This window comes from Paraburkholderia kururiensis, assembly GCF_034424375.1.
Lineage (GTDB): Bacteria > Pseudomonadota > Gammaproteobacteria > Burkholderiales > Burkholderiaceae > Paraburkholderia > Paraburkholderia kururiensis_A.
The window spans coordinates 1,830,977-1,849,479 of the sequence record NZ_CP139965.1 but is presented as its reverse complement, the minus strand read 5'-3'; the positions used below and the strand labels follow the sequence as shown (position 1 = coordinate 1,849,479).

Sequence of the window (18,503 nt, the reverse complement as noted above, 5' to 3'; positions counted from 1 at the left end):
GGTGGCGTCCGTTGCGTCCGTTGCTCCGGCGCAGGTTCGGCACGCGGCAACGCCAGCCTCATCGCGCCACATAGCCTCGCCCTACCGCGCCTCGTTCCATCCTCCGCCCAGCGCGGCGTAAAGCGCCACGGTGTCCTGCAGGCGCTGCGCATTCGCCTGCAGCCAGGCAATGCGCGCCTGGTGGTACTGGCCGTCTGCAATGAGTATCTGCAGGTAATCGACGGTGCCGGCCTCGTAGCCCACCTTCAAGAGCCGCAGCGCCTCCGACGACGACTCCACCGCGCGCGTCTGCGCCGCCAGCGCCTCGGCGTCGTGCTGGAGCGCGCGCAGCGTATCCGCCACCTGCTGGAACGCCGCCAGCACGACCTGCTGGTACGCGGCGCGCGAAGCGTCGTAGGCGTCTTTCGCGGCCTCGCGCTGATACCAGAGCGAGCCGCCGTGAGAAATGGGCGTGGTGGCGTCCGCGCCCACCGTCCATGCCTTGCCCGCACTGCCGAACAGCGTGGGCACCGTCGTGCCGTTGAAGCTGCCCGACGCCGAGAGCGTGACCGAAGGCAACAGCGCCGCCGTGGCGACGCCGATGTTCGCGCTCGCCACATGAAGCGCCGCTTCGGCCTGAAGAATGTCGGGCCGGCGCGCGACGAGCGCGGACGGCACGGTCTCGGGCAACGTGGCGGGCAGTGCGATGTCGGTGAGCGAAAGCGGCGGCGCGTGCCAGTCTGCGGGCAGCATGCCGGCGAGCGTGGCGAGCAGGTGCTCGGCCTGCGCGCGCTTTTGCGCGAGCGCCGGCAGCGAGGCCTGCAGCGTCGCGCGTTCGTTTTCGAGCGTGAGCACCGCGGTCCACGCCGCCGTGCCGCCCTCGTACTGCGCTTTCGTGAGGGCGATCTGTTCGTCCACGAGGCCGATCATTTCCTGGGTGGCCGTGATCTCGTCGCTGTAGGCCGCACGCGCGATCATCGTGTTGACCACGTTCGAGGTGAGCGTGAGCCACGTGGCGACGAGGGCATAGCGGTCGGCATCGGCCTGCGCGGCGAGCCCTTCCACGGTGCGCCGTTCGCCGCCCCAGAGGTCGAGCGCGTAGCTGATGCTGGCCGACAGCGTGAAGAGGTTGAAGAGCGCGGGCGCGGCGCCGCTGCCCAGACGCGCGCCGACGTAGCGTTCGCGCAGGGCGCTCGCGCCGGCATCCACCTGCGGGAAGAACACGCCGGCGCCGGCGCGCAGTTCATGCTCGCTGCGCCGTAGCGACGCCTGGGCGCCCGCGAGCGTCGCGTTGCCGGTGAGCGCCTCGTCGACGGCGGCGTCGATGGCCTTCGACTGGAACAGCGTCCACCAGTCGTCGCGCAGCGGCGTGCCGGACGAAAACGTCTGCGAAGCGCCGGCTGCGGTGAGCGTGGCGGGCACGGCATCGCCGGGCACGTAGCGCTCCACGCGCGGCGTGGCGGGCTTCGTGAAGTTCGGGCCCACCATGCAGCCTTGCAACGCGAGCGCGCCGAGGCAGACCGCCCACGCCAGACGTGCGCGCCTGCCGGGCCTGCCGGACCTACTGGGCGGCAATGTACACATCGACGAGTTGTCCCGGATAAAGCCGCACGGCATTCTGCGGCGCGACGCGGAAAATGACCGGCAGCACGCGCACGTCCACGCGCTCGGTGCGCTGGTCGGAAAGCTGGATCTTCGGCGTGACGTAAGGCTGGATGCGCACGAATTCGAGCGGCACGTCCACCTGGGTGCCGCGCACGGACATGCGGGCCTTCAGCTTCTGTCCGTCCGGCAGTCGATTGATCAGGATTTCGTCCACGTAGCAGCGCACGTTGAGCCGGTTCGACGGCGTGCCCAGCACCACGACGGGCGCGTAGCCCTGCGAATAGGTCTCGTAGACGCCCTGCGACGACACGTAACCGCCCGTTGCAGCGTTGACGGCGAGCACCGCGCCGTCTGCGGGCGCGCGCAATGTATAGCGGTCCAGCAGCGCGCCGGCCGCCGCCGCGGCCTTGCGCAGCGCCACCACCTGGCGCTCCTGGTTGCGCACGTCGAACGTCCATGCGCCCGCACGCGTGAGCTGGTATTGCTTCGTCACCACCTCCAGATTCGCGCGCGCCACCTTGACGCCATTGGCGGCGTTGTCGAGCGCGTCGCGGCTGATGGCCTTCGCGTCGATCTCGTAGGCGCGCTGCTGCTTCGCGTACTGGTCTTCGGCCGTCTTGAGCGTGGCCGCGGCCGCGGTGACCTGCGCACTCGCCACGTTCAACGTTTCGGGCCGCGGCTGCGCGTGCAGTTCGTCGAGCATGGCCTGGGCCGCGTCGGCCTGCGCCGCGAGCTGTTCGGCGGTGGCGCGCTGCACGGTGTCGTCGATGGTGAGCAGCACGTCGCCGGCTTTCACCGCGGCGCCGTCGCGCACGAGAATGCGCGTCACGCGCCCCGAGACGTCCGGATACACGTTGACGTTCGCGCCCGCCGGCTGATCGCTTTCCACGATGCCTTCGGCGTACACGCCCTGCGCGTAGGGATTCGACGCCGGTTTGAACACGGGCGGCTGCGGCTGCTGCTGGATGCCGTACACCCAGGCCGCGATCATGGCGGCCACGAAGCCCACGAAAGCCGCCGCGAACAAGAGCTTCTGCCTCACTCCCCGCCTCCCATTTCAATGCCCTTGAGCTGGCCGTCCTCCATGCGCAGGATGCGGTCCGCGTAGTCGAAGATGCGGCTGTCGTGCGTGACGATCACAATGCAGCGCGTGTCGCTCAGCACCTGGTGCTTCACGAAGTCGATGATCGAGCGGCCCGTGTCGCCGTCCAGCGACGCCGTGGGCTCGTCGAAGATCAGGATGTCGGGCTGGCTCACCACGGCGCGCGCAATCGCGACGCGCTGCTGCTCGCCGCCCGAAAGCTTCACGGGCGCAATGCCGGCGCGATTGCCGAGCCCCACGATGTCGAGATACTTGCGCGCCTCGGTCATGGCCTCGTCCCAAGGGCGCCGCTTGAGAATGAGCGGTATCGCCACGTTTTCCGCGGTCGTGAGGCGCGGGAACAGGTGGTAGTCCTGGAACACGAAGCCGATGCGGTTCAGGCGGAAGTCCGCGATCGCGTCGTTGGGCTGCTTCCAGAGGTCCACGCCGTCCACCACCACGTCGCCGCCGTCGGGCCGCAGGATGCCGGAGATCACGCTCAGCAGCGTGGTCTTGCCGCTGCCCGACGGCCCCACGATCAGCAGCATCTCGCCGTAGCGCGCCTGCATGCTGACGTTAGCCAGCGCGCGCGTGCGCGCCTCGCCTTCGCCGAACCATTTGTCGACGCCGCGTGCGTCGATGGCGAGTTTCGGAAGGGTCGCGAGTTTGGGCATGGCGCTGCACCTAGCCGCGGAAGATGTCGAACGGCTCGATGCGCAGCACGCGGCGCACGCCGAGATAGCTCGACAGCCCGGCGATCACCACGACCATGCCGAACGCGAGCATCAGGTTGAAGTACGTGACGAGCGCCGCGTAGTCGGGAATGCGCAGCCGCACGAGGCTGATGAGCGCCACGCAGATGCCGACGCCGAGGCCGTAGCCCGTCAACGCCGTGAACGTGGCCTGAAACAGGATCATGCCCACCAGCTCGTGGCTCTTCGCGCCGATGGCCTTGAGCGCGCCGAATTTCTCGAGGTTTTCGAGAATGAACGTGTAGAACGTCTGCCCCGAAATGGAGAGGCCCACGATGAAGCTGATTACCGTCATCAGCAGGATGTTCGTGCCGAGCCCCGTCTCGTACTTGTAGAAGCGCGAGATGCGCTGCATGAACTCGTCCTTCGTGTAGGCCACGTAACCGAGCGACTTCACCGCGGCCTGAATGTGGGCAATGTCGGCGTCGGACTTCGGCTCCACGAGCACGTACGACGTCGTGTAGCGCGCGGACGGGATGTACTCGACCGCCCGCGTGTACGTGGTGTAGAGCGTGGGCGTACCAAAGAGGCCGCTGCTCGCCACCGTGGCGATGCCCACGATCTTGCCGCGGTGGTCGTTCAGTTCGAAGTCGGTGCCGAGCGCGGGGTTGTTGAGCTTGACGAACTCGGCGTCGTCGATGGCGATGAAGCCGTTCTCCGCGTAGATGTCTTCGATGTGGCCTGCCTTCATGCGGGGCCAGCCGTAGAGACTCGTGTCGTCGAGGCCGATCACCGTCACCGCCTGGTAGGTGCCGTCGCGCAGCTTGACGAGCGCACCGCCCGAATAGAGCGGCACCGCATACTTCACGCCGTCTATGCTGCGCACGGCGTCCAGCACGTAGTCGGGCATGCCGATGCTGTTGGCGATGGTCTTCACCGCCGGGTCCATCACCCAGACCTTCGCGCCCACGTTGATGACCGTGGCCGACGAGCGGTTCAGCACGCCCGCGAAGAGCGAGGTCATCTGCACCATCAGGAACACGGCGAACGTAATGCCGACGATGAGCGCGGTGAACTTCGCGCTGTCGTTGACAAGCAGCTTGAACGCCAGCCGCAAGATTCCCTTCATGTCGTGGTGCTCCTGCGGCCCGGTTTCATGACAAGCGGCGTGTCAGGCATCGTCCTTCGGTGTGGGGTTGAGCAACATGACGAACCCCGCGATGCCCACCACGACGGCCGCCATGCCATAGCGGAACGACGCGCCCGCCTCGAACAGCAGCCCGTGAATGACGAAGCCGAGGCCGGCCAGGGCCGTGAACACGGCAATAGCCGCGAGAACGATCCGATACTCCTTGCGCACCATGGCTGGCTCCCCGTGCTTCGCCTCGTCTTTGGGTCCGTTGAATAGCCGCTGGGCCCGACCGATGTAGCTCATGATTTCGCCGCCTTTTCCACGTCGTCGCTGCGCACGAGCAACACCGGGCACGACGAGAAGCGCAGGAACCGTTCGGCCACGCTGCCCAGCACCACGCGCCGCACGCCGCGCCGGCCGTGCGTGCCCATCACCACGAGTTCGGCGCCGTAACGCTGGGCACAGCGTTGCAGACAGGCCGCGACGTCGTCGCCCGCGCTTTCGGTTTCCACGAGTTCCGTGTCGCCCGCGAGGCCCGCGGCGGCCACGGCCTTGCCGGCGGCTTCGAGCGCCTCGGTGCCGTCGCGGCGGAACGCGTCGAGCAGCGCGACGGGGTCGTAGTAGCCCGCGTAAGTGAAGAGCGCGGACTTGTCGACCACGTACACGCAATGCACGCTGCCCTTGCCGAGCGACGCCATGCGGACCGCCTCGTTCAACGCGCGTTTGGACGATTCGCTACCGTCGACCGCCACCAGAATCTTTTGATACATGACTCACCTCTGTCTCTTTGTTGATGTGTGCGCTCGGCGCGCAGAACTGCTGGCACTACAGAAAAACGGTGGGCTGCACGGCCCTGGGGGCTTCGCCCGGCACTTCGGCGGGCGGCTCGGCCTCGGCTTCGCCTGCATGCACGTGTGCGACGCTCGTGAGCGGACACACCAGCACCGCGCAAGGGGTATCGCGCAGCGAACGCGCGGCGACGTTGCCGGCCATCCAGTGGCCCGGACCGCGCCCGCCATGCGAGCCGATCACGATGAGGTCCGCCTGCCACTGCTTCGCCTCGCGCGCGATCGCGCGAGACACGTCGTCGTCGGTCTCGCCGGTATCGATGCTGCCGACCGGCACAGTGCGCCCGCACCCTTCGATCAGCGCCACCGCTGCCTTCAGCGCGCGGCGCGCCGCTTCGTCCACGATGGCGTCGCGCCAGCGCCTCGGCACGCCCAGCGCCCGGTCGACCACGTGGATGGCGCGCACTTCGGCTTGCGGCGGTGCCACCGAAAGGGCGATACGCAGCGCGAGCAGCGACGTGTCGCTGCCGTCCACGGCCACGAGCACGCGGTCGAGCTTGAGGTCGTCGTCTGCCAGCCGTTGCGCCGGCACGTAGAGCACCGGACAGTGCGTGCCCGCCGCCACTTCCTCGGGATCGAGCCGGCACGCCCAGCGATGCCCGTGCGGATGCGCGGAAACCGCGACGAGGTCCGCGCCCCACGCGGCCGCGGCATGACGCAGCGCGTCGGGCGCGTTCGTGCGGCCGGCCGAGAGATCGATCAGATCGGTCTCGGGCACCGCTCCCTCGTGCCCGAACTCGCGGGCCGCATCGCAGAGGGCTGCATGCGCCCCGTACACCATGATCCGATGGGCGTCGTCCCAATCGGGATAACTGAGCATCAGCGTCGGAAAGAGCGTGACGGGATTGCAGACCACGTCCGTGAGCCGCACGCGTGCATCCGCCGCGGCGAGCCGCAACGCGAACCGCGTGAGCGGCCGCAGTCCGCTGCCGCCTTCGGTGGCGACCAGAAGCCGCCGGAAGGCGAACGGGGTTCCCGCGTTGTGTGCTGAATCGTCCATGACCGACCTCGTGCCGTGAAGCTGGCTCGCCTGCGCGTTTCGATGCAAGACACGGCTGAACACACCGCGCACGCAGGCACACCACTCATGCGTTCATGATCGGTGCTCGCGGCCGGCGGGCGTTGACGTGGGTCAAGTTACCTTTTGCGTCAGGTCTCGCGAGGGCAGCGGTTGGTCTTCGATGGCGGGCTCACGTGTGGGCGGTGGATAGCCGACCGGTAGCCGAACGGCCGAGTGCGGGCCGCGCCGCGCCTCGGCTACACTGCATCACTCCTACAGCACAGCCGCGGCACACGCTTTTGCGGCGCACTCCACCCATGAAAAACACGGCTCAATCGCGTATTCGCATCGGTGTCGGCGGCTGGAATTACGAACCGTGGCGCGGCGCCTTCTATCCCGAGGGGCTTGCCCAGAAGCGCGAGCTCGAATACGCGAGCCGCGTGCTCACGTCCATCGAGATCAACAGCACGTACTACGGCTCGCAGCGCCCCGAGAGCTTCATGAAGTGGCACGACGAAACGCCGGACCACTTCGTGTTCGCCGTGAAGGCGCCGCGCTTCGCAACGAACCGTCGCGTGCTTGCCGAGGCAGGCGCGTCCATCGAGAAATTCTTCGCGAGCGGCGTGATGAACCTGAAGGCGAAGCTCGGCCCCGTGAACTGGCAGTTCGCGCCTACCAAGGCCTTCGACGCCGACGACTTCGCCGCCTTCCTGAAGCTGCTGCCCGACAGCGTGGAAGGCCAGTCGGTGCGCCATGCGCTGGAGGTGCGCCACGAGAGCTTTCGCTCGCCGGAGTTCATCGCGCTCGCACGCGAGTACGGCGCGGCGGTCGTGATTGCCGGCGACTCGGACTATCCGCAGATCGCCGATCTGAGCGCGCCGTTTGTCTACGCCCGCATCATGGGAACCGCCGAGGACGAGCCGGAAGGGTACGCAGAGAAGGCCCTCGACCGCTGGGCCGAACGCGCCCGCACGTGGGCGGCGGGCGGCATGCCGGAGGGGCTCGCCACAGCGGGCACGAAGCCGCTGCCGGCGAAGCACCGCGACGTGTTTCTCTACGTGATCAGCGGACACAAGGTGCGCAATCCCGCGGCGGCCGCGGCGCTGATCAGGCGGCTGGGGTAGGCGCGACGCAGTTCGACGTCTGCGGATGCGCCACCGGCGCAGGCCACCGGCCGTCCTCGCGAAACAGGTAGCCCACCACAGCCCGCATCACGCGTTGCTCGAGCGCGGCGGCCGCGCTGTCTTGCCGGATGTCGTCCTGTTCGCCCGCGGCGTCGATCATGCCGCGCGCCATCGCGAGCACGTCGGCGGCGGCGGTGGCGGGGTCGGCTAACGGAGGCGCGTCGGGGCGCCTGAACGCATCCTGGAGCGTCGCGACGATGGTGTCCGCCACGTGCTGCTCGCGCTCGCCGAGCGGCAGGCGGCGTTCCTCGAAGTCGATCAGGCGCGCGAGCACGGGCCGACGCGTCTGGTGCCGTACGGCACCGCGGATCAACAGGCGCAGCGTGTCTTCGCAGGTCGCCGCTCTGCCCGCTTCTTCCACATCCGCCACGAGCGTGACGGTTTCGCGTTCGATCAGCGCGGCCGTGAGCGCGTCCCGGTGCGGAAAGTACTGATAGAGCGAGCCGATGCTGACGCCCGCGCGCTCGGCCACGGCGTTGGTCGTGTAGCCCTCGAAGCCCGCGTTTTCCAGAATGCGCGCGGCCGCTTCCAGAATCGCCTCGACGGTGGGCGCTGTGCGGGCCGTTTGCGCGGGGCCAGCGGGTCGGTTCGACGGGTGGCGGCAGCGGACGAAGAACGGTTCATGTGAGGACGTGGCGAACGGCAGAAAGCCTGGAAAGCCTGGAAAGCGCGGGCAGCAGGCCGCAGGAAGGCGCGATCCAGATATGAGCGAACGCTCGGATTCTATTCGCTTTCGACGTAAAACCAGGCATCCGGCATGCTCGCCCACGCATACGCGGGCGCCTCTTTATTACCGGAAGGCATATCAATGAGGTACCAAATGCTTTGTGGAAATAACCGGTTTTTGCTACAGTCCGCTCCACCAGCGCGACCGCTGACATTGCAGAGGCCGGGCGCGCGGACCATTACTTATCTCGGAGCCACCCAAACATGAAAATCATCCGCTCTCTTCTGTTGATCGGCCTCCTGCAGGCAGCCGCGGTCACCGCCGCGTTCGCCGCCGACGACCTCGCCCAGATCAAATCGGCCGGCGCCATCAAGATCGGCACGGAAGGCACCTACGCGCCGTTCACGTTTCACGACGCCTCGGGCCAGCTGACCGGCTTCGACGTGGAGATCGGACGCGCCGTGGCGCAGAAGCTCGGCGTCAAGGCCGAATTCGTGGAAGGCAAGTGGGACGGCCTCATCGCGGGCCTCGACGCGAAGCGCTACGACGCCGTGATCAACGAAGTCTCGGTCACGCCGGCGCGCAAGGAGAAGTACGACTTCTCCGACCCGTACATCGCCTCGCATGCCGCGCTCATCGTGCGGTCCGACAACACCACGATCAAGAGCTTCAAGGACCTGAAGGGCAAGAAGTCGGCCAACACGCTCACGAGCAACTTCGGCAAGATCGCCAAGGACAACGGCGCCGAAGTGGTGCCGGTGCAAGGCTTCAACGAATCGATCGACCTGCTCACCTCGGGCCGCGTGGACGCCACGGTGAACGACAGCCTCTCGTTCCTCGACTTCAAGAAGCACCGTCCGGACGCGAAGGTGAAGATCGTCGCCATCGACGATTCGCCCGACAGCGACAAGTCGGCCATCCTGATCCGCAAGGGCAACCCCGAACTGCAGGCCGCGCTGAACAAGGCGCTCGCCGAACTGAAGGCCGACGGCACCTACCAGAAGATCGCCGACAAATACTTCGGCAAGGACGTTTCGAAGTAAGCTCCCCACACTGAGCGCATGACGGGCCGTGCCGCCAACGCACGGCCCGTATGCATTGGCGCAAACGAACAAGAGAGGAGCGAATCCGCACCATGCCCGCCACGCTGCACCTGATGGCAGACTCCCTGTGGCCCCTGCTCTACGCGGGGCTCGTCTTCACCGTTCCCCTCACGCTGATCTCGTTCGCACTGGGGCTCGCGCTCGCCTTCGTGGCGGCGCTCGTCCGGCTGTTCGGCCCGAAGTGGGCCGTGGCCGTCGTGCGCTTCTACGTGTGGCTCATTCGCGGCTCGCCGCTGCTCGTGCAGCTGTTCGTGATCTTCTACGGCCTGCCCAACGTGGGCATCGTGTTCGATCCGCTCACGGCCGCCATCATCGGCTTCACGCTCAACGTGGGCGCGTACAACTCCGAAGTGATCCGCGGCGTGATCGAGTCCATTCCGAAGGGTCAGTGGGAAGCCTCGTACTCCATGGGCATGACGCGCGGCCAGGCGCTGCGCCGCGTGATCCTGCCGCAGGCCACGCGCGTGGCGCTGCCGCCGCTCTCGAACTCGTTCATCTCGCTCGTGAAGGACACGTCGCTCGCCGCCGTGCTCACGGTGCCGGAAATCTTCCAGGCCGCACAGCGCATTGCGTCGGTCACGTACGAGCCGCTCGTGCTCTACACCGAGGCCGCGCTCATCTATCTCGTGTTCAGCTCCGTGCTGTCGTCGGCGCAGGTGCGCCTTGAACGGCGCTTCGGTCAACATGCAGTGTTTCAGGGTCAGTGATGATCAGGCTCGAGAAAATCGAAAAGTATTTCGGCGACCACCAGGTGTTGAAGCCCGTGGACCTCACGCTCGAGCAAGGCACGGTGACGGCGCTGATCGGACCGTCGGGCAGCGGCAAGAGCACGCTCTTGCGCTGCGTGAACCTGCTGGAGATTCCCGACGCGGGCACGCTGGAGGCCGGCGACGAACGCATCGCGTTCACGCGCGGCTCCAAGCCCGCGCGCGAAGCCGTACTGCGCGTGCGCCGGCGCACCGGCATGGTGTTCCAGAACTTCCAGCTGTTTCCGCATCTGCGCGTCATCGAAAACGTGATGGAAGGCCTCATCACCGTGCAGAAGTGGGACCGCGAGCGCGCAAGGCAGCGCGCGCTCGATCTGCTCGCGAAGGTCGGCATCGATCACAAGGCGGACGCCTGGCCCATGACGCTCTCCGGTGGCCAGCAGCAGCGCGTGGCGATTGCACGGGCGCTGGCGCCTTCGCCCGACGTGCTGCTGTGCGACGAGCCCACGTCGGCGCTCGATCCCGGCCTCGCGGCCGAAGTGGTGGACGTGCTGCGGCAACTCGCGCGCGAAGGCATGACCATGCTGATCGCCACGCACGACCTGCGGCTTGCCGCATCGATCGCGCGCAGCGTGGTGTTCCTGCAAAGCGGCGTGGTGGTGGAAGCCGGCGCCGCGCGCGATGTCTTCACGCGGCCGCGCGAGGCCGAAACGGCGCGCTTCGTTTCGACGCTCACGCAGGGCTTGCCCGAGGAATGGGCGGATTGAGGACGAACCGAGGGCCAGCCAGTTGAGCGCCAACTGAGGCGCCTCTGCCTGCGGCGAAGGACGAAGGGCGAAAGGCCAGGGACGGAGAACGGCCAAGCGGCAAGCACCTTCGCGAGCGAGCGGGCGACCTCGCGAACTCCGCAGGCGCCTGCCGCGCCCGCCTCTTGCCCGATCACGCGTTGGCGCAACGCGCCGCCCCCAACGCTCCAGGTTCCGTCTCCAGGTTCGCCTACAGATTGCGCCGCAGATCCGCCGGCGGCACCTTCATCTGGCGACGGTACTTGGTGACGGTCCGCCGCGCCACCATCACGCCCTGATCGGCTAGCATCTTCGCAAGCGCGACGTCCGATAGCGGCTCGCGCGCATTCTCGGCCTCGATCATTTCCTTCAACAGCGCACGCACGGCGGCCGCCGAACAACGGCCGCCGCTTTCCGTTTCGAGTTCGCGCGGAAAGAAGTGCTTGAACTCGAAGATGCCGCGCGGCGTGGCCATGTACTTGTTGCCCGTGGCGCGCGAGATGGTGGATTCGTGCAGGCCCAGTTCCTCGGCGATGTCGCGCAGCACGAGCGGCTTGAGCGCGATCTCGCCGTACTGGAAGAACGCGCGCTGGTGCTGCACGATGCACTCGCCCACACGCAGGATGGTTTCGAAGCGCTTCTGCGCGTTGCGGATCAGCCAGCGCGCTTCCTGCAACTGTTGCGCGAGCGGCGAATGGCTCGACCCGGCCGACTGCGCGAACAGCTCCGCATAGAGCCGATGGATGCGCGCGCGCGGCAGCACCGCGGGGTTGATCGTCACGACCCACTTGTTGCGCACCGCGCGCACGATCACATCGGGCACCACGTAGCTGTCTTCGGCGCGTCCGTAGTGATTGCCGGGCTTCGGGTCGAGCTTGCGCACGAGCGCGCAGGCCACGCGCAGCGCGTCGGCATCGCAGCCCAGCTGCTTTTGCAGTTCGGCCTGTTCGCGGCGCGCGAGCCGTTCGAGATGATGGGCCGCGATCTCGCGTGCGATGTCGCGGCCCGGCGTAGTGGCCGGCATGGCGTCGAGTTGCAGCGTGAGGCATTCGGAGAGCGAGCGCGCGCCGATGCCGGGCCGGTCGAGCGACTGCACGAGCCGCAACGCGATCACGAGTTCGCTTTCCGTGAGCGGCGGCGCGAAGTCGGCCACCGCCGCGAGTTCGTCCAGGTCCTGGCGCAGATAGCCGTCGTCGTCGAGTGCTTCGATGACGATGCGGGCCGCCTCGCGGTCGCGCGGGCCCAGCGGATAGAGACGCAGCGCCTCGTGCAGCTGCTCGCGCAGCGTGGGCTGCATGCGGACCCAGTCCGCGGGATCGGAGCCCTGGCCGTCGTCGTCCTGGTTGCTGCGGCGCAGGCCCATGCGCTCGGGCGCGTCGGCCATGTAGCCGCCGGCCGGCTCGTCCTGCATGGTGCGTTCGGCGCCCGACTCTTCGGCTACGCCGGGCATGTCGGTGGAACCCGGCAGTTCGGCGGGCGGGGCGAGCCCGTCCTCGCGTGCGGCAGGCGGCGTGTCGCCGTCCTCGCCGGGCGCGGGCGTGTATTCGAGAAACGGATTGGTGTCGAGCGCATTGCGCAGTTCCTGCTGGAACTCGAGCGACGACAACTGCAACAGCCGTACGGATTGCTGCAGCCGGGGCGTGAGGGCGAGGTGTTGTCTTGTACGTAGCTCAATTGAAGGCGGCATGGCAGTCCTGAGTGAGTCACATCGATGACAAGCCCCAGAAAAGCAACTGCTGTACCAGCGGACGCAATGCGTTGTTCCGTAAAGCGTTCGTGCGCGAGCAACCGTTGCTGACGAGTGTGCGGCATCGCGCTTTTTACAAAGGTCCGGCAAGAAGCGTGCGCCGGTCAGGCGAGCGCGGCTTCACGCAGCGCGCCATGCGCGAAAACGCCACGCGCAAGGGCTCGCGCGGCGTTGCGCCGGTAAGGCTTGCTGCGCGCGCATGACATGCCGCGGCGCGGCACGCGGCTTGCGGTAAAGCTGACTGCGAAACCAGCAATCAGGGAGGAACGCACAATGAAAATCGCTCCAGTCATCAGGTCCGCCTGCGTGATTGCGTGTGCGGCGTCCGCCGCCTGCGCCCTCTTCGCGATGAACGTCAGCGCGCAGGAAAGCTCGGCCCCGCCGGCGGGGTCCGAGACGATGGGCCAGCGGCTCGACGACGCAACCATCACGACGAAGGTGAAGGCCACGCTGATCAGCAAGAACGTGAAGTCCACGCACATTCACGTGAAGACGCGCAACGGCGTGGTGTGGCTCACGGGCACGGTGCCCACCTCGGGCGACAGGACGGCCGCCGCGGAGGCCGCGCAGGGCCTCTCGGGCGTGAAGGTCGTGAAGAACGAACTGAAGGTGTCGGCCACGGACTGAGAACGGAGCGCGGCATGGGCCACGCGCCCGATGCCGCGCTCTGGACGCGATGCTGGGGCTCTGCGGCGCGCCCAGCCCGCTATCTCGACGCCGCATCGCGCAGCGCGCGGATGCGCTCGTGCATGCGGATCAACACGTCGTAGTGACGCTCGACGATGGGCCGCACGTCGTCGGGTAAATCGGCCGCGAGCGCGGCCTCGTAGCGTGCTTTCGCCACGTCCTCGGCCTTCTCGCATTCGGCCAGAATGCCGCGATCGGTGCGGCCGGTAATGGAGAGCCGCACGTCGACCCAGCCGCGATGCAGGCTGCCCGCGAGCGACCCGCCCGTGCCCGGCTTGCCGCCCATGCCTTGAATGGCGTCCTGCAATTCGCGCGCGCCGCGTGCGCAGAGGTCGGCGCGCTCGATGAACAGCGCCTTGAGTTCCTCGCTCTGCGCGTCTTCGGCGGCCTTGCGAAAGCCGCGGTCGCCGTCCGTCGACGTTTCGACGAGATCGTTGAGCACTGCGATGACGTCAGCCATGTGAACGCCTCCTTGCGAGAATGCGCGAGCCGCGCCGCGCGTCTGCGTCCCTTGCCCGCTGTGCACGCCGGGTGGTGCGCACACGTGGGCACGTCGAACGTCCGGCGTCGAGCGCGCGCTTAAACGCGTATGCCTTAAACGCGTGTGTCCTGCGCCGGCTACATGGTTTGCGGCTCTCGCGTGGGATCGAAGTCCACCCAGCGACGTTGCTGCCAGCGCCCGTTTGCGCGTTCGATCTCTTCGGCGCCGCCCTCGCGCAAGAGGCGCGCGGCTTCCTGCTGGTTCTCCGCGGTGACGTGCACGGCGAGCAGCACGCCCGACGGATGCGAGCGGCCGTGCACGGTCTCGCGCCGTTTGCCGCCGCCGCGCGTATGCGACATGGCGCCCGCGAGCGAGCCCACATAGGCGCCCACGCCCGCGGCGGCAATCCAGATGATCACGGGCGCGGAAAACACGCTGAAGATGGCCACGCCCACCACAGCCCCGATCACCGACCCGATGACGACGCCCTTGCCCGCGCCCTTCGAGCTCTGCTCGGCCTGCGGGTCGGCGTATTCGTCGCCGCCCACGGGAAAGCGCGCATGCTGCCCGCCCGGGTTCACGTAAAAGAGCGACACGTCTTCTTCGATGAAGCCGTGATCGAAAAGCCGCTGGGCAGCAGCCTCGGCGGCGGGAAAGGTGGTGAAGCGGCCGGCGACGATCAGCGACATGGCGTCCCCCTTTGCGTTTGAATCTGTGCTTGAGATTGCGCTCGAGCCTGCGCTTGAGGCGGCATTTGAGGCTGCATTCGAGTGCACTCGAATTCGAGCCTGCGGTTGCCTGCGAGCCTGCGTTTGCACGCATGCAAACCGAACGCGTGCCAACGAACCTGCACCTGAGTGCACGTTGCACCTGCACCATCGAGCGCATGCAGAAAGTGGCAGCATATGCAGTGCCCGGTCATGCGCCTCGTGCTGACCTGCACTGCACATGACCTGCCGCGCGTTCAGTGCCTGTCCATGCGAAAGAGTCCGCTGTGCAGCGCCGCGCCCTCGCCGCCCGTCTGTTCGAGCGCGTCGCGGCACACGCGGTGAATCGATTCACGGCCGCGCTGGAACGCGCCCACCAGTTCGGCTTCGAGGGCCGAGCGCGCGCCGAAGTGGTCTTCCAGCGCCTCGGCCGTCACCGAACAGACCACCGGCTCGCCGTCCACTTCGGCCACGAACCGCAGCGCGAGAGCAGAGCCGTCGAAGACCGGTGCTTCATCGGGAAAGCGGATGTTCATCTCGGGCATCTCCGCACGAAGGGGCCGGGTTCAGGCATGCAGTCAGCGGATGCACGGGCCGAACACGTTCATGCGCGCTCATGCACGCTGATGCTGCTGCGAAAGCCGCGCGATCAGCGCCTTGTTGAACGCGGGCAGATCGTCGGGCTTGCGGCTCGTGATGAAGTTGCCGTCTTCCACCACTTCCTTGTCCACCCACGTGGCACCTGCGTTGCGAAGGTCGTCCTGCAGCGACGGCCAGCTCGTCATGGTGTGGCCTTTCACGATGCCCGCGGACACGGGCAGCCATCCGCCGTGGCAGATCACCGCCACGGGCTTCTTCGCGGCGTCCACCGCTTTCACGAAGGCCTGCGCCTGCGGGATGAGCCGGATCGCATCGCCGTTCACCACGCCGCCGGGCAGCACCACGGCGTCGTACTCGTCGGGCTTCGCGTTGTCGAAGGTCTTGTCGACGGCGACGCTATCGCCCTTGTCGACGTGCTTGAACCCCTGGATCTTGCCGGGCTTCGCGGAAATCACGTGAACCGTTGCGCCTGCGCCCGCCAGCGCGCGCTGCGGCTCCACGAGTTCGGCCTGCTCGAAACCATCCACGGCCAGCACGGCCACCTTGCAGCCTTGAAGTGTGTCGGACATCAGTGGAACTCCTCAAAAAATAGGAAACAGGTTGAAGCGGCACCGCACGCGCCGCGCATCGGCAGCGCATGCGGTCTGCCTGTGAGTTTCAGCAAGGGGTATGCCCGCGAGGGCGCGACGGAACACGCGCGCCGTCCCGCTTATTCCATCCCGCACGCGAAATATTCCGGAAAAAACGGGGCTTCACGATGGAACAACCCGAGGGCGTCAGCTGTTTTCGGGTGGCGACCCCCTTCGCTCTCTACCTGCTCCACTCCTATTCGAGGCTTCCATGAACGAACAGACGCTCGCGGCACGCCGCGCCTTCCTCACGAAAACCGCCGCCAGCGGGGCCGGGCTTGCGCTCGCCGGCATCGGCGGCGCGGCGGGGCTCGTGGGTACGGTGAATACGGCCGCCGCGCAGACGCCGGGCGGCGCCGCACCTGCGGGCAGCCGCACGGCAGTATCGGGCGCATCGCCGCAAACGCTGCCGCCGCTGCCTTACGCCGAAAACGCGCTGGAGCCCGTGATCTCGGCGCAAACCGTCTCGTTTCACTACGGCAAGCACCATCGCGGCTACTTCGACAACCTCGCGAAGCTCACGCCGAATACGCCGTTCGCGGGGCAGTCGCTCGAAGCGCTGATCGTCGCGACCTATGGCGTGCCCGAGCACGAGGCCGTGTTCAACAACGCGGCACAGGCGTGGAATCACAACTTCTACTGGCAGTCGCTGAGCCCGTCGCCCACGCGCCCTTCGGAAGCGCTGAACGCGGCCATCGTGCGCGACTTCGGGTCGGTGGACCAGCTGACCTCGAAGCTCGCCGCCGTGAGCGCGTCGCAGTTCGGCAGCGGCTGGGGCTGGCTCGTGGCGCAGCACGGCAAGCTCGCGGTCATCAAGACCGGCAACGCGGATACGCCGCTCGCACACGGACTCGTGCCGCTGCTCACGGTCGATGTCTGGGAACACGCGTACTACCTGCAATACCAGAACCGCCGGCCCGAGTATCTCGAGCACGTCACGGCGAAGCTCATCAATTGGGATTTCGCGAGCACGAACTTCGCGCGCATGAGCGCGTGAGGCGATGGGCGACGCGACGTAGAAGCGTATCGATCGGGCAAGACACCGGCGATCGACAACAAGGGCACGCGGGCCATGCGTGCCCCTATGCCATGAAGGAGCACCCACGATGAAATTTTCGGCGAAACACCGGCACGCGCGGCATCGCTTCAAGGCCACCGTGATGGGCCTGCGCGCGCCAAGTCTGATGAGCGGCTCCGGCGAGCCGGGCGGCTCGGGCAGTTCGGGCGGGTCGGCCAAACAGGGCGGCGCGAGTCCATCGAACCGCACGAACACGGCCGGCGCCGCTCAGACCGGCGACGACGAGTCGTCTGAACCGGAGCCTGAGCCTGGGCGGCGGAGCCGGCAGCCGGTGTTAGCGTTCGGAGCCCATCGTCCAAGCCAACACTCGACGCCAGCGGCGCTGGCGCCCACGGTAGAAGAGAAGCCAACCTTCGCTGTGGACGGCCGGCACCGCGCCTCGTCCGGCCGCCGACCAACAGGCATCACCCTGCATCACTGCCCCGCGGCGCCCCGCGGATGCCGCGACTGCGCGATCTGCTCGCGGCGCGGGTCGCCCTGCCGCGCGAGCATCCAGCCCGGGTACTCGGCGGGCAGGCGGCTCACTTCGTCGAGCTTCGCGAGTTCGTCGGCGGTGAGTTCGACCTGGGTGGCCGCGATGTTGTCGTCGAGCTGTTCGAGCCGCTTCGCGCCCACGATCACCGTGGTCACGACGCGCTGGTGCAGCAGCCACGCAAGCGCGATCTGCGCGACGGACACGCCCTTGCTCTGCGCGATGCCGCGCATCGCGTCCACGCAGTCCCATGCGCGCTCACGGTTGACGGGCGGAAAGTCGAACGTCGTGCGGCGGCTGCCGGCTTCGCCCTGCTGATCGCGCCCGTACTTGCCCGAGAGCAGACCACCGGCGAGCGGACTCCACACCATGAGCCCCACGCCTTCGCTTTGCAGCATCGGCACGATCTCGCGTTCGAGGTCGCGTCCCGCGAGCGTGTAGTACGCCTGCAGCGTTTCGAAGCGCGCAAGGCCGAGGCGCTCCGCAATGCCCAGCGCCTTCGCGATCTGCCACGCGGCCCAGTTCGACACGCCGACATAGCGCACGTGGCCGTGCTCGACGAGCGTATCGAGCGCGCGCACCGTTTCTTCGATGGGCGTGGCGGGATCGAAGCCGTGAATCTGGTAGAGGTCGATGTGATCGAGCTGCAGGCGCTTCAGGCTGGCCTTCACGCCGTCGAGGATGTGGTAGCGCGACGCGCCGCGCGAATTCGGCCACTCGCCGACCTGGCCATACACCTTGGTCGCGACCACCACCTTGTCGCGCGGCACCTTGAGGTTTTTCAGCGCCTGCCCCGTGATCTGCTCGGAGCGGCCCTGCGAATAGACGTCGGCGGTATCGATGAAATTGATGCCCGCTTCCAGCGCGCGGCCGATGAGCCGCTCAGCATCGCCTTGCTGCACTTCGCCGATCTGCTGCCACATGCTGCCTTCGCCGCCGAACGTCATCGTGCCGAGACACAGCTCGGAAACGAACACGCCTGTGCGGCCCAGCTGGTTGTAACGCATCGTAGGACTCCATGGTGGAAGGGAGGAAATGAACAACCGAACACCCGCGGAGCAACCGAGCATACTGCAGGCCCGCGCGACGCGCAGAGCACCGGGCAGGCTGAAAGGCGATGGTCAGGAGCGGAGACGGCGGGCGTGACGCGCAGAAGGGACGGATGCGGCGAAAGCGCCCGAAGCAATGAAGCAACGAAAGCAGCGAAAGCACCCAAAGCGCCGAAGCAGCGAAAGCGCCGCCGGCATCGAAGCACAGCAAGCGGCAGGGCGCCCCTGGCAGCGGCTCGCAAAACCTGCGAGACTCTTTTCGACTTGTTT

The 18,503-nt window shown here is 67.3% G+C and carries 20 protein-coding genes; 6 read left to right on the top strand and 14 right to left on the bottom strand.

What is annotated here, in order from left to right:
- Nucleotides 1-81: 81 nt before the first annotated feature.
- Genes U0042_RS08320 through U0042_RS08290 form a run of 7 tightly spaced genes read right to left on the bottom strand, consistent with a single transcriptional unit; the run spans nt 82 to nt 6,337 of the window.
- Complete coding sequence (locus U0042_RS08320; protein ID WP_114810540.1) at nt 82-1,563, bottom strand: efflux transporter outer membrane subunit; 1,482 nt, start codon at nt 1,561-1,563, stop codon at nt 82-84.
- The gene (locus tag U0042_RS08315) at nt 1,541-2,626 is read right to left on the bottom strand and encodes an HlyD family secretion protein (protein ID WP_114810539.1); all 1,086 of its coding nucleotides are present in this window, start codon (nt 2,624-2,626) and stop codon (nt 1,541-1,543) included. The genes U0042_RS08320 and U0042_RS08315 overlap by 23 nt, the downstream gene beginning before the upstream one ends.
- A complete protein-coding gene (locus tag U0042_RS08310) occupies nt 2,623-3,339 on the bottom strand; it encodes an ABC transporter ATP-binding protein (protein ID WP_114810538.1) in 717 nt (238 codons plus the stop codon). Before U0042_RS08310 ends, U0042_RS08315 begins: the two co-directional genes overlap by 4 nt.
- Nucleotides 3,340-3,349: 10 nt before the next feature.
- Entirely contained in the window at nt 3,350-4,486 is a 1,137-nt protein-coding gene (locus U0042_RS08305) for an ABC transporter permease (RefSeq protein WP_114810537.1), read from the bottom strand.
- Between the two features lie 42 nt (nt 4,487-4,528).
- Nucleotides 4,529-4,792, bottom strand: a complete 264-nt coding sequence (locus U0042_RS08300; RefSeq protein WP_419150504.1) for a DUF2964 domain-containing protein — start codon at nt 4,790-4,792, stop codon at nt 4,529-4,531.
- A complete protein-coding gene (locus tag U0042_RS08295; protein ID WP_114810536.1) occupies nt 4,789-5,259 on the bottom strand; it encodes a universal stress protein in 471 nt (156 codons plus the stop codon). The genes U0042_RS08300 and U0042_RS08295 overlap by 4 nt, the downstream gene beginning before the upstream one ends.
- Nucleotides 5,260-5,314: 55 nt before the next feature.
- The gene (locus tag U0042_RS08290; RefSeq protein ID WP_114810535.1) at nt 5,315-6,337 is read right to left on the bottom strand and encodes a universal stress protein; all 1,023 of its coding nucleotides are present in this window, start codon (nt 6,335-6,337) and stop codon (nt 5,315-5,317) included.
- 317 nt (nt 6,338-6,654) lie between these two features.
- On the opposite strand from U0042_RS08290, the gene U0042_RS08285 reads away from it, so the two are divergent.
- Entirely contained in the window at nt 6,655-7,461 is an 807-nt protein-coding gene (locus U0042_RS08285) for a DUF72 domain-containing protein (protein WP_114810534.1), read from the top strand.
- On the opposite strand, the gene U0042_RS08280 is transcribed toward U0042_RS08285, so the two are convergent.
- A complete protein-coding gene (locus U0042_RS08280; RefSeq protein ID WP_232833347.1) occupies nt 7,445-8,056 on the bottom strand; it encodes a TetR/AcrR family transcriptional regulator in 612 nt (203 codons plus the stop codon). The genes U0042_RS08285 and U0042_RS08280 overlap by 17 nt on opposite strands.
- A 395-nt stretch (nt 8,057-8,451) precedes the next feature.
- On the opposite strand from U0042_RS08280, the gene U0042_RS08275 reads away from it, so the two are divergent.
- The 3 genes from U0042_RS08275 (at nt 8,452) to U0042_RS08265 (ending at nt 10,765) form a co-directional block, all read left to right on the top strand.
- A complete protein-coding gene (locus tag U0042_RS08275) occupies nt 8,452-9,231 on the top strand; it encodes an amino acid ABC transporter substrate-binding protein (RefSeq protein ID WP_114810533.1) in 780 nt (259 codons plus the stop codon).
- Between the two features lie 92 nt (nt 9,232-9,323).
- Complete coding sequence (locus U0042_RS08270; RefSeq protein WP_114810532.1) at nt 9,324-9,998, top strand: amino acid ABC transporter permease; 675 nt, start codon at nt 9,324-9,326, stop codon at nt 9,996-9,998.
- Complete coding sequence (locus U0042_RS08265) at nt 9,998-10,765, top strand: amino acid ABC transporter ATP-binding protein (protein WP_114810531.1); 768 nt, start codon at nt 9,998-10,000, stop codon at nt 10,763-10,765. The genes U0042_RS08270 and U0042_RS08265 overlap by 1 nt, the downstream gene beginning before the upstream one ends.
- Nucleotides 10,766-10,994: 229 nt before the next feature.
- Here U0042_RS08265 and U0042_RS08260 read toward each other — a convergent pair whose 3' ends face one another.
- Nucleotides 10,995-12,470 carry an RNA polymerase factor sigma-54 gene (locus tag U0042_RS08260; protein ID WP_114810530.1) on the bottom strand — a complete coding sequence of 492 codons (1,476 nt, stop codon included), beginning with the start codon at nt 12,468-12,470 and terminating at the stop codon, nt 10,995-10,997.
- A gap of 333 nt (nt 12,471-12,803) precedes the next feature.
- Between U0042_RS08260 and U0042_RS08255 the strand changes: the two genes are divergently transcribed.
- Nucleotides 12,804-13,157 carry a BON domain-containing protein gene (locus tag U0042_RS08255; protein ID WP_114810528.1) on the top strand — a complete coding sequence of 118 codons (354 nt, stop codon included), beginning with the start codon at nt 12,804-12,806 and terminating at the stop codon, nt 13,155-13,157.
- A gap of 79 nt (nt 13,158-13,236) precedes the next feature.
- Here U0042_RS08255 and U0042_RS08250 read toward each other — a convergent pair whose 3' ends face one another.
- The 4 genes from U0042_RS08250 to U0042_RS08235 form a co-directional block, all read right to left on the bottom strand.
- Nucleotides 13,237-13,677 carry a ferritin-like domain-containing protein gene (locus U0042_RS08250; protein WP_114810527.1) on the bottom strand — a complete coding sequence of 147 codons (441 nt, stop codon included), beginning with the start codon at nt 13,675-13,677 and terminating at the stop codon, nt 13,237-13,239.
- Between the two features lie 158 nt (nt 13,678-13,835).
- Nucleotides 13,836-14,387: an HPP family protein gene (locus U0042_RS08245; RefSeq protein ID WP_114810526.1), complete on the bottom strand. Its 552-nt coding sequence runs from the start codon at nt 14,385-14,387 to the stop codon at nt 13,836-13,838.
- 275 nt (nt 14,388-14,662) lie between these two features.
- Nucleotides 14,663-14,950 carry a DUF1488 domain-containing protein gene (locus U0042_RS08240; protein WP_114810525.1) on the bottom strand — a complete coding sequence of 96 codons (288 nt, stop codon included), beginning with the start codon at nt 14,948-14,950 and terminating at the stop codon, nt 14,663-14,665.
- Nucleotides 14,951-15,019: 69 nt separating this feature from the next.
- Nucleotides 15,020-15,574, bottom strand: coding sequence for a type 1 glutamine amidotransferase domain-containing protein (locus U0042_RS08235; RefSeq protein ID WP_114810524.1), 555 nt, complete (start codon nt 15,572-15,574; stop codon nt 15,020-15,022).
- Between the two features lie 271 nt (nt 15,575-15,845).
- Here U0042_RS08235 and U0042_RS08230 point away from each other — a divergent pair, with 271 nt between their 5' ends.
- Nucleotides 15,846-16,631, top strand: coding sequence for a superoxide dismutase (locus tag U0042_RS08230; RefSeq protein WP_114810523.1), 786 nt, complete (start codon nt 15,846-15,848; stop codon nt 16,629-16,631).
- Between the two features lie 495 nt (nt 16,632-17,126).
- On the opposite strand, the gene U0042_RS08225 is transcribed toward U0042_RS08230, so the two are convergent.
- On the bottom strand, nt 17,127-18,191 hold the full coding sequence (locus U0042_RS08225) for an aldo/keto reductase (RefSeq protein ID WP_114810522.1): 1,065 nt from the start codon (nt 18,189-18,191) through the stop codon (nt 17,127-17,129).
- Nucleotides 18,192-18,503: the final 312 nt, after the last annotated feature.

Bases quoted from the DNA above. Each gene is read 5' to 3' on its own strand.
- U0042_RS08320 (WP_114810540.1), bottom strand. From the start codon at position 1,563: ATGTGTACATTGCCGCCCAGTAGGTCCGGCAGGCCCGGCAGGCGCGCA.
- U0042_RS08310 (WP_114810538.1), bottom strand. From the start codon at position 3,339: ATGCCCAAACTCGCGACCCTTCCGAAACTCGCCATCGACGCACGCGGC.
- U0042_RS08305 (WP_114810537.1), bottom strand. From the start codon at position 4,486: ATGAAGGGAATCTTGCGGCTGGCGTTCAAGCTGCTTGTCAACGACAGC.
- U0042_RS08300 (WP_419150504.1), bottom strand. From the start codon at position 4,792: ATGAGCTACATCGGTCGGGCCCAGCGGCTATTCAACGGACCCAAAGAC.
- U0042_RS08295 (WP_114810536.1), bottom strand. From the start codon at position 5,259: ATGTATCAAAAGATTCTGGTGGCGGTCGACGGTAGCGAATCGTCCAAA.
- U0042_RS08290 (WP_114810535.1), bottom strand. From the start codon at position 6,337: ATGGACGATTCAGCACACAACGCGGGAACCCCGTTCGCCTTCCGGCGG.
- U0042_RS08285 (WP_114810534.1), top strand. From the start codon at position 6,655: ATGAAAAACACGGCTCAATCGCGTATTCGCATCGGTGTCGGCGGCTGG.
- U0042_RS08275 (WP_114810533.1), top strand. From the start codon at position 8,452: ATGAAAATCATCCGCTCTCTTCTGTTGATCGGCCTCCTGCAGGCAGCC.
- U0042_RS08270 (WP_114810532.1), top strand. From the start codon at position 9,324: ATGCCCGCCACGCTGCACCTGATGGCAGACTCCCTGTGGCCCCTGCTC.
- U0042_RS08265 (WP_114810531.1), top strand. From the start codon at position 9,998: ATGATCAGGCTCGAGAAAATCGAAAAGTATTTCGGCGACCACCAGGTG.
- U0042_RS08260 (WP_114810530.1), bottom strand. From the start codon at position 12,470: ATGCCGCCTTCAATTGAGCTACGTACAAGACAACACCTCGCCCTCACG.
- U0042_RS08255 (WP_114810528.1), top strand. From the start codon at position 12,804: ATGAAAATCGCTCCAGTCATCAGGTCCGCCTGCGTGATTGCGTGTGCG.
- U0042_RS08250 (WP_114810527.1), bottom strand. From the start codon at position 13,677: ATGGCTGACGTCATCGCAGTGCTCAACGATCTCGTCGAAACGTCGACG.
- U0042_RS08245 (WP_114810526.1), bottom strand. From the start codon at position 14,387: ATGTCGCTGATCGTCGCCGGCCGCTTCACCACCTTTCCCGCCGCCGAG.
- U0042_RS08240 (WP_114810525.1), bottom strand. From the start codon at position 14,950: ATGCCCGAGATGAACATCCGCTTTCCCGATGAAGCACCGGTCTTCGAC.
- U0042_RS08235 (WP_114810524.1), bottom strand. From the start codon at position 15,574: ATGTCCGACACACTTCAAGGCTGCAAGGTGGCCGTGCTGGCCGTGGAT.
- U0042_RS08230 (WP_114810523.1), top strand. From the start codon at position 15,846: ATGAACGAACAGACGCTCGCGGCACGCCGCGCCTTCCTCACGAAAACC.
- U0042_RS08225 (WP_114810522.1), bottom strand. From the start codon at position 18,191: ATGCGTTACAACCAGCTGGGCCGCACAGGCGTGTTCGTTTCCGAGCTG.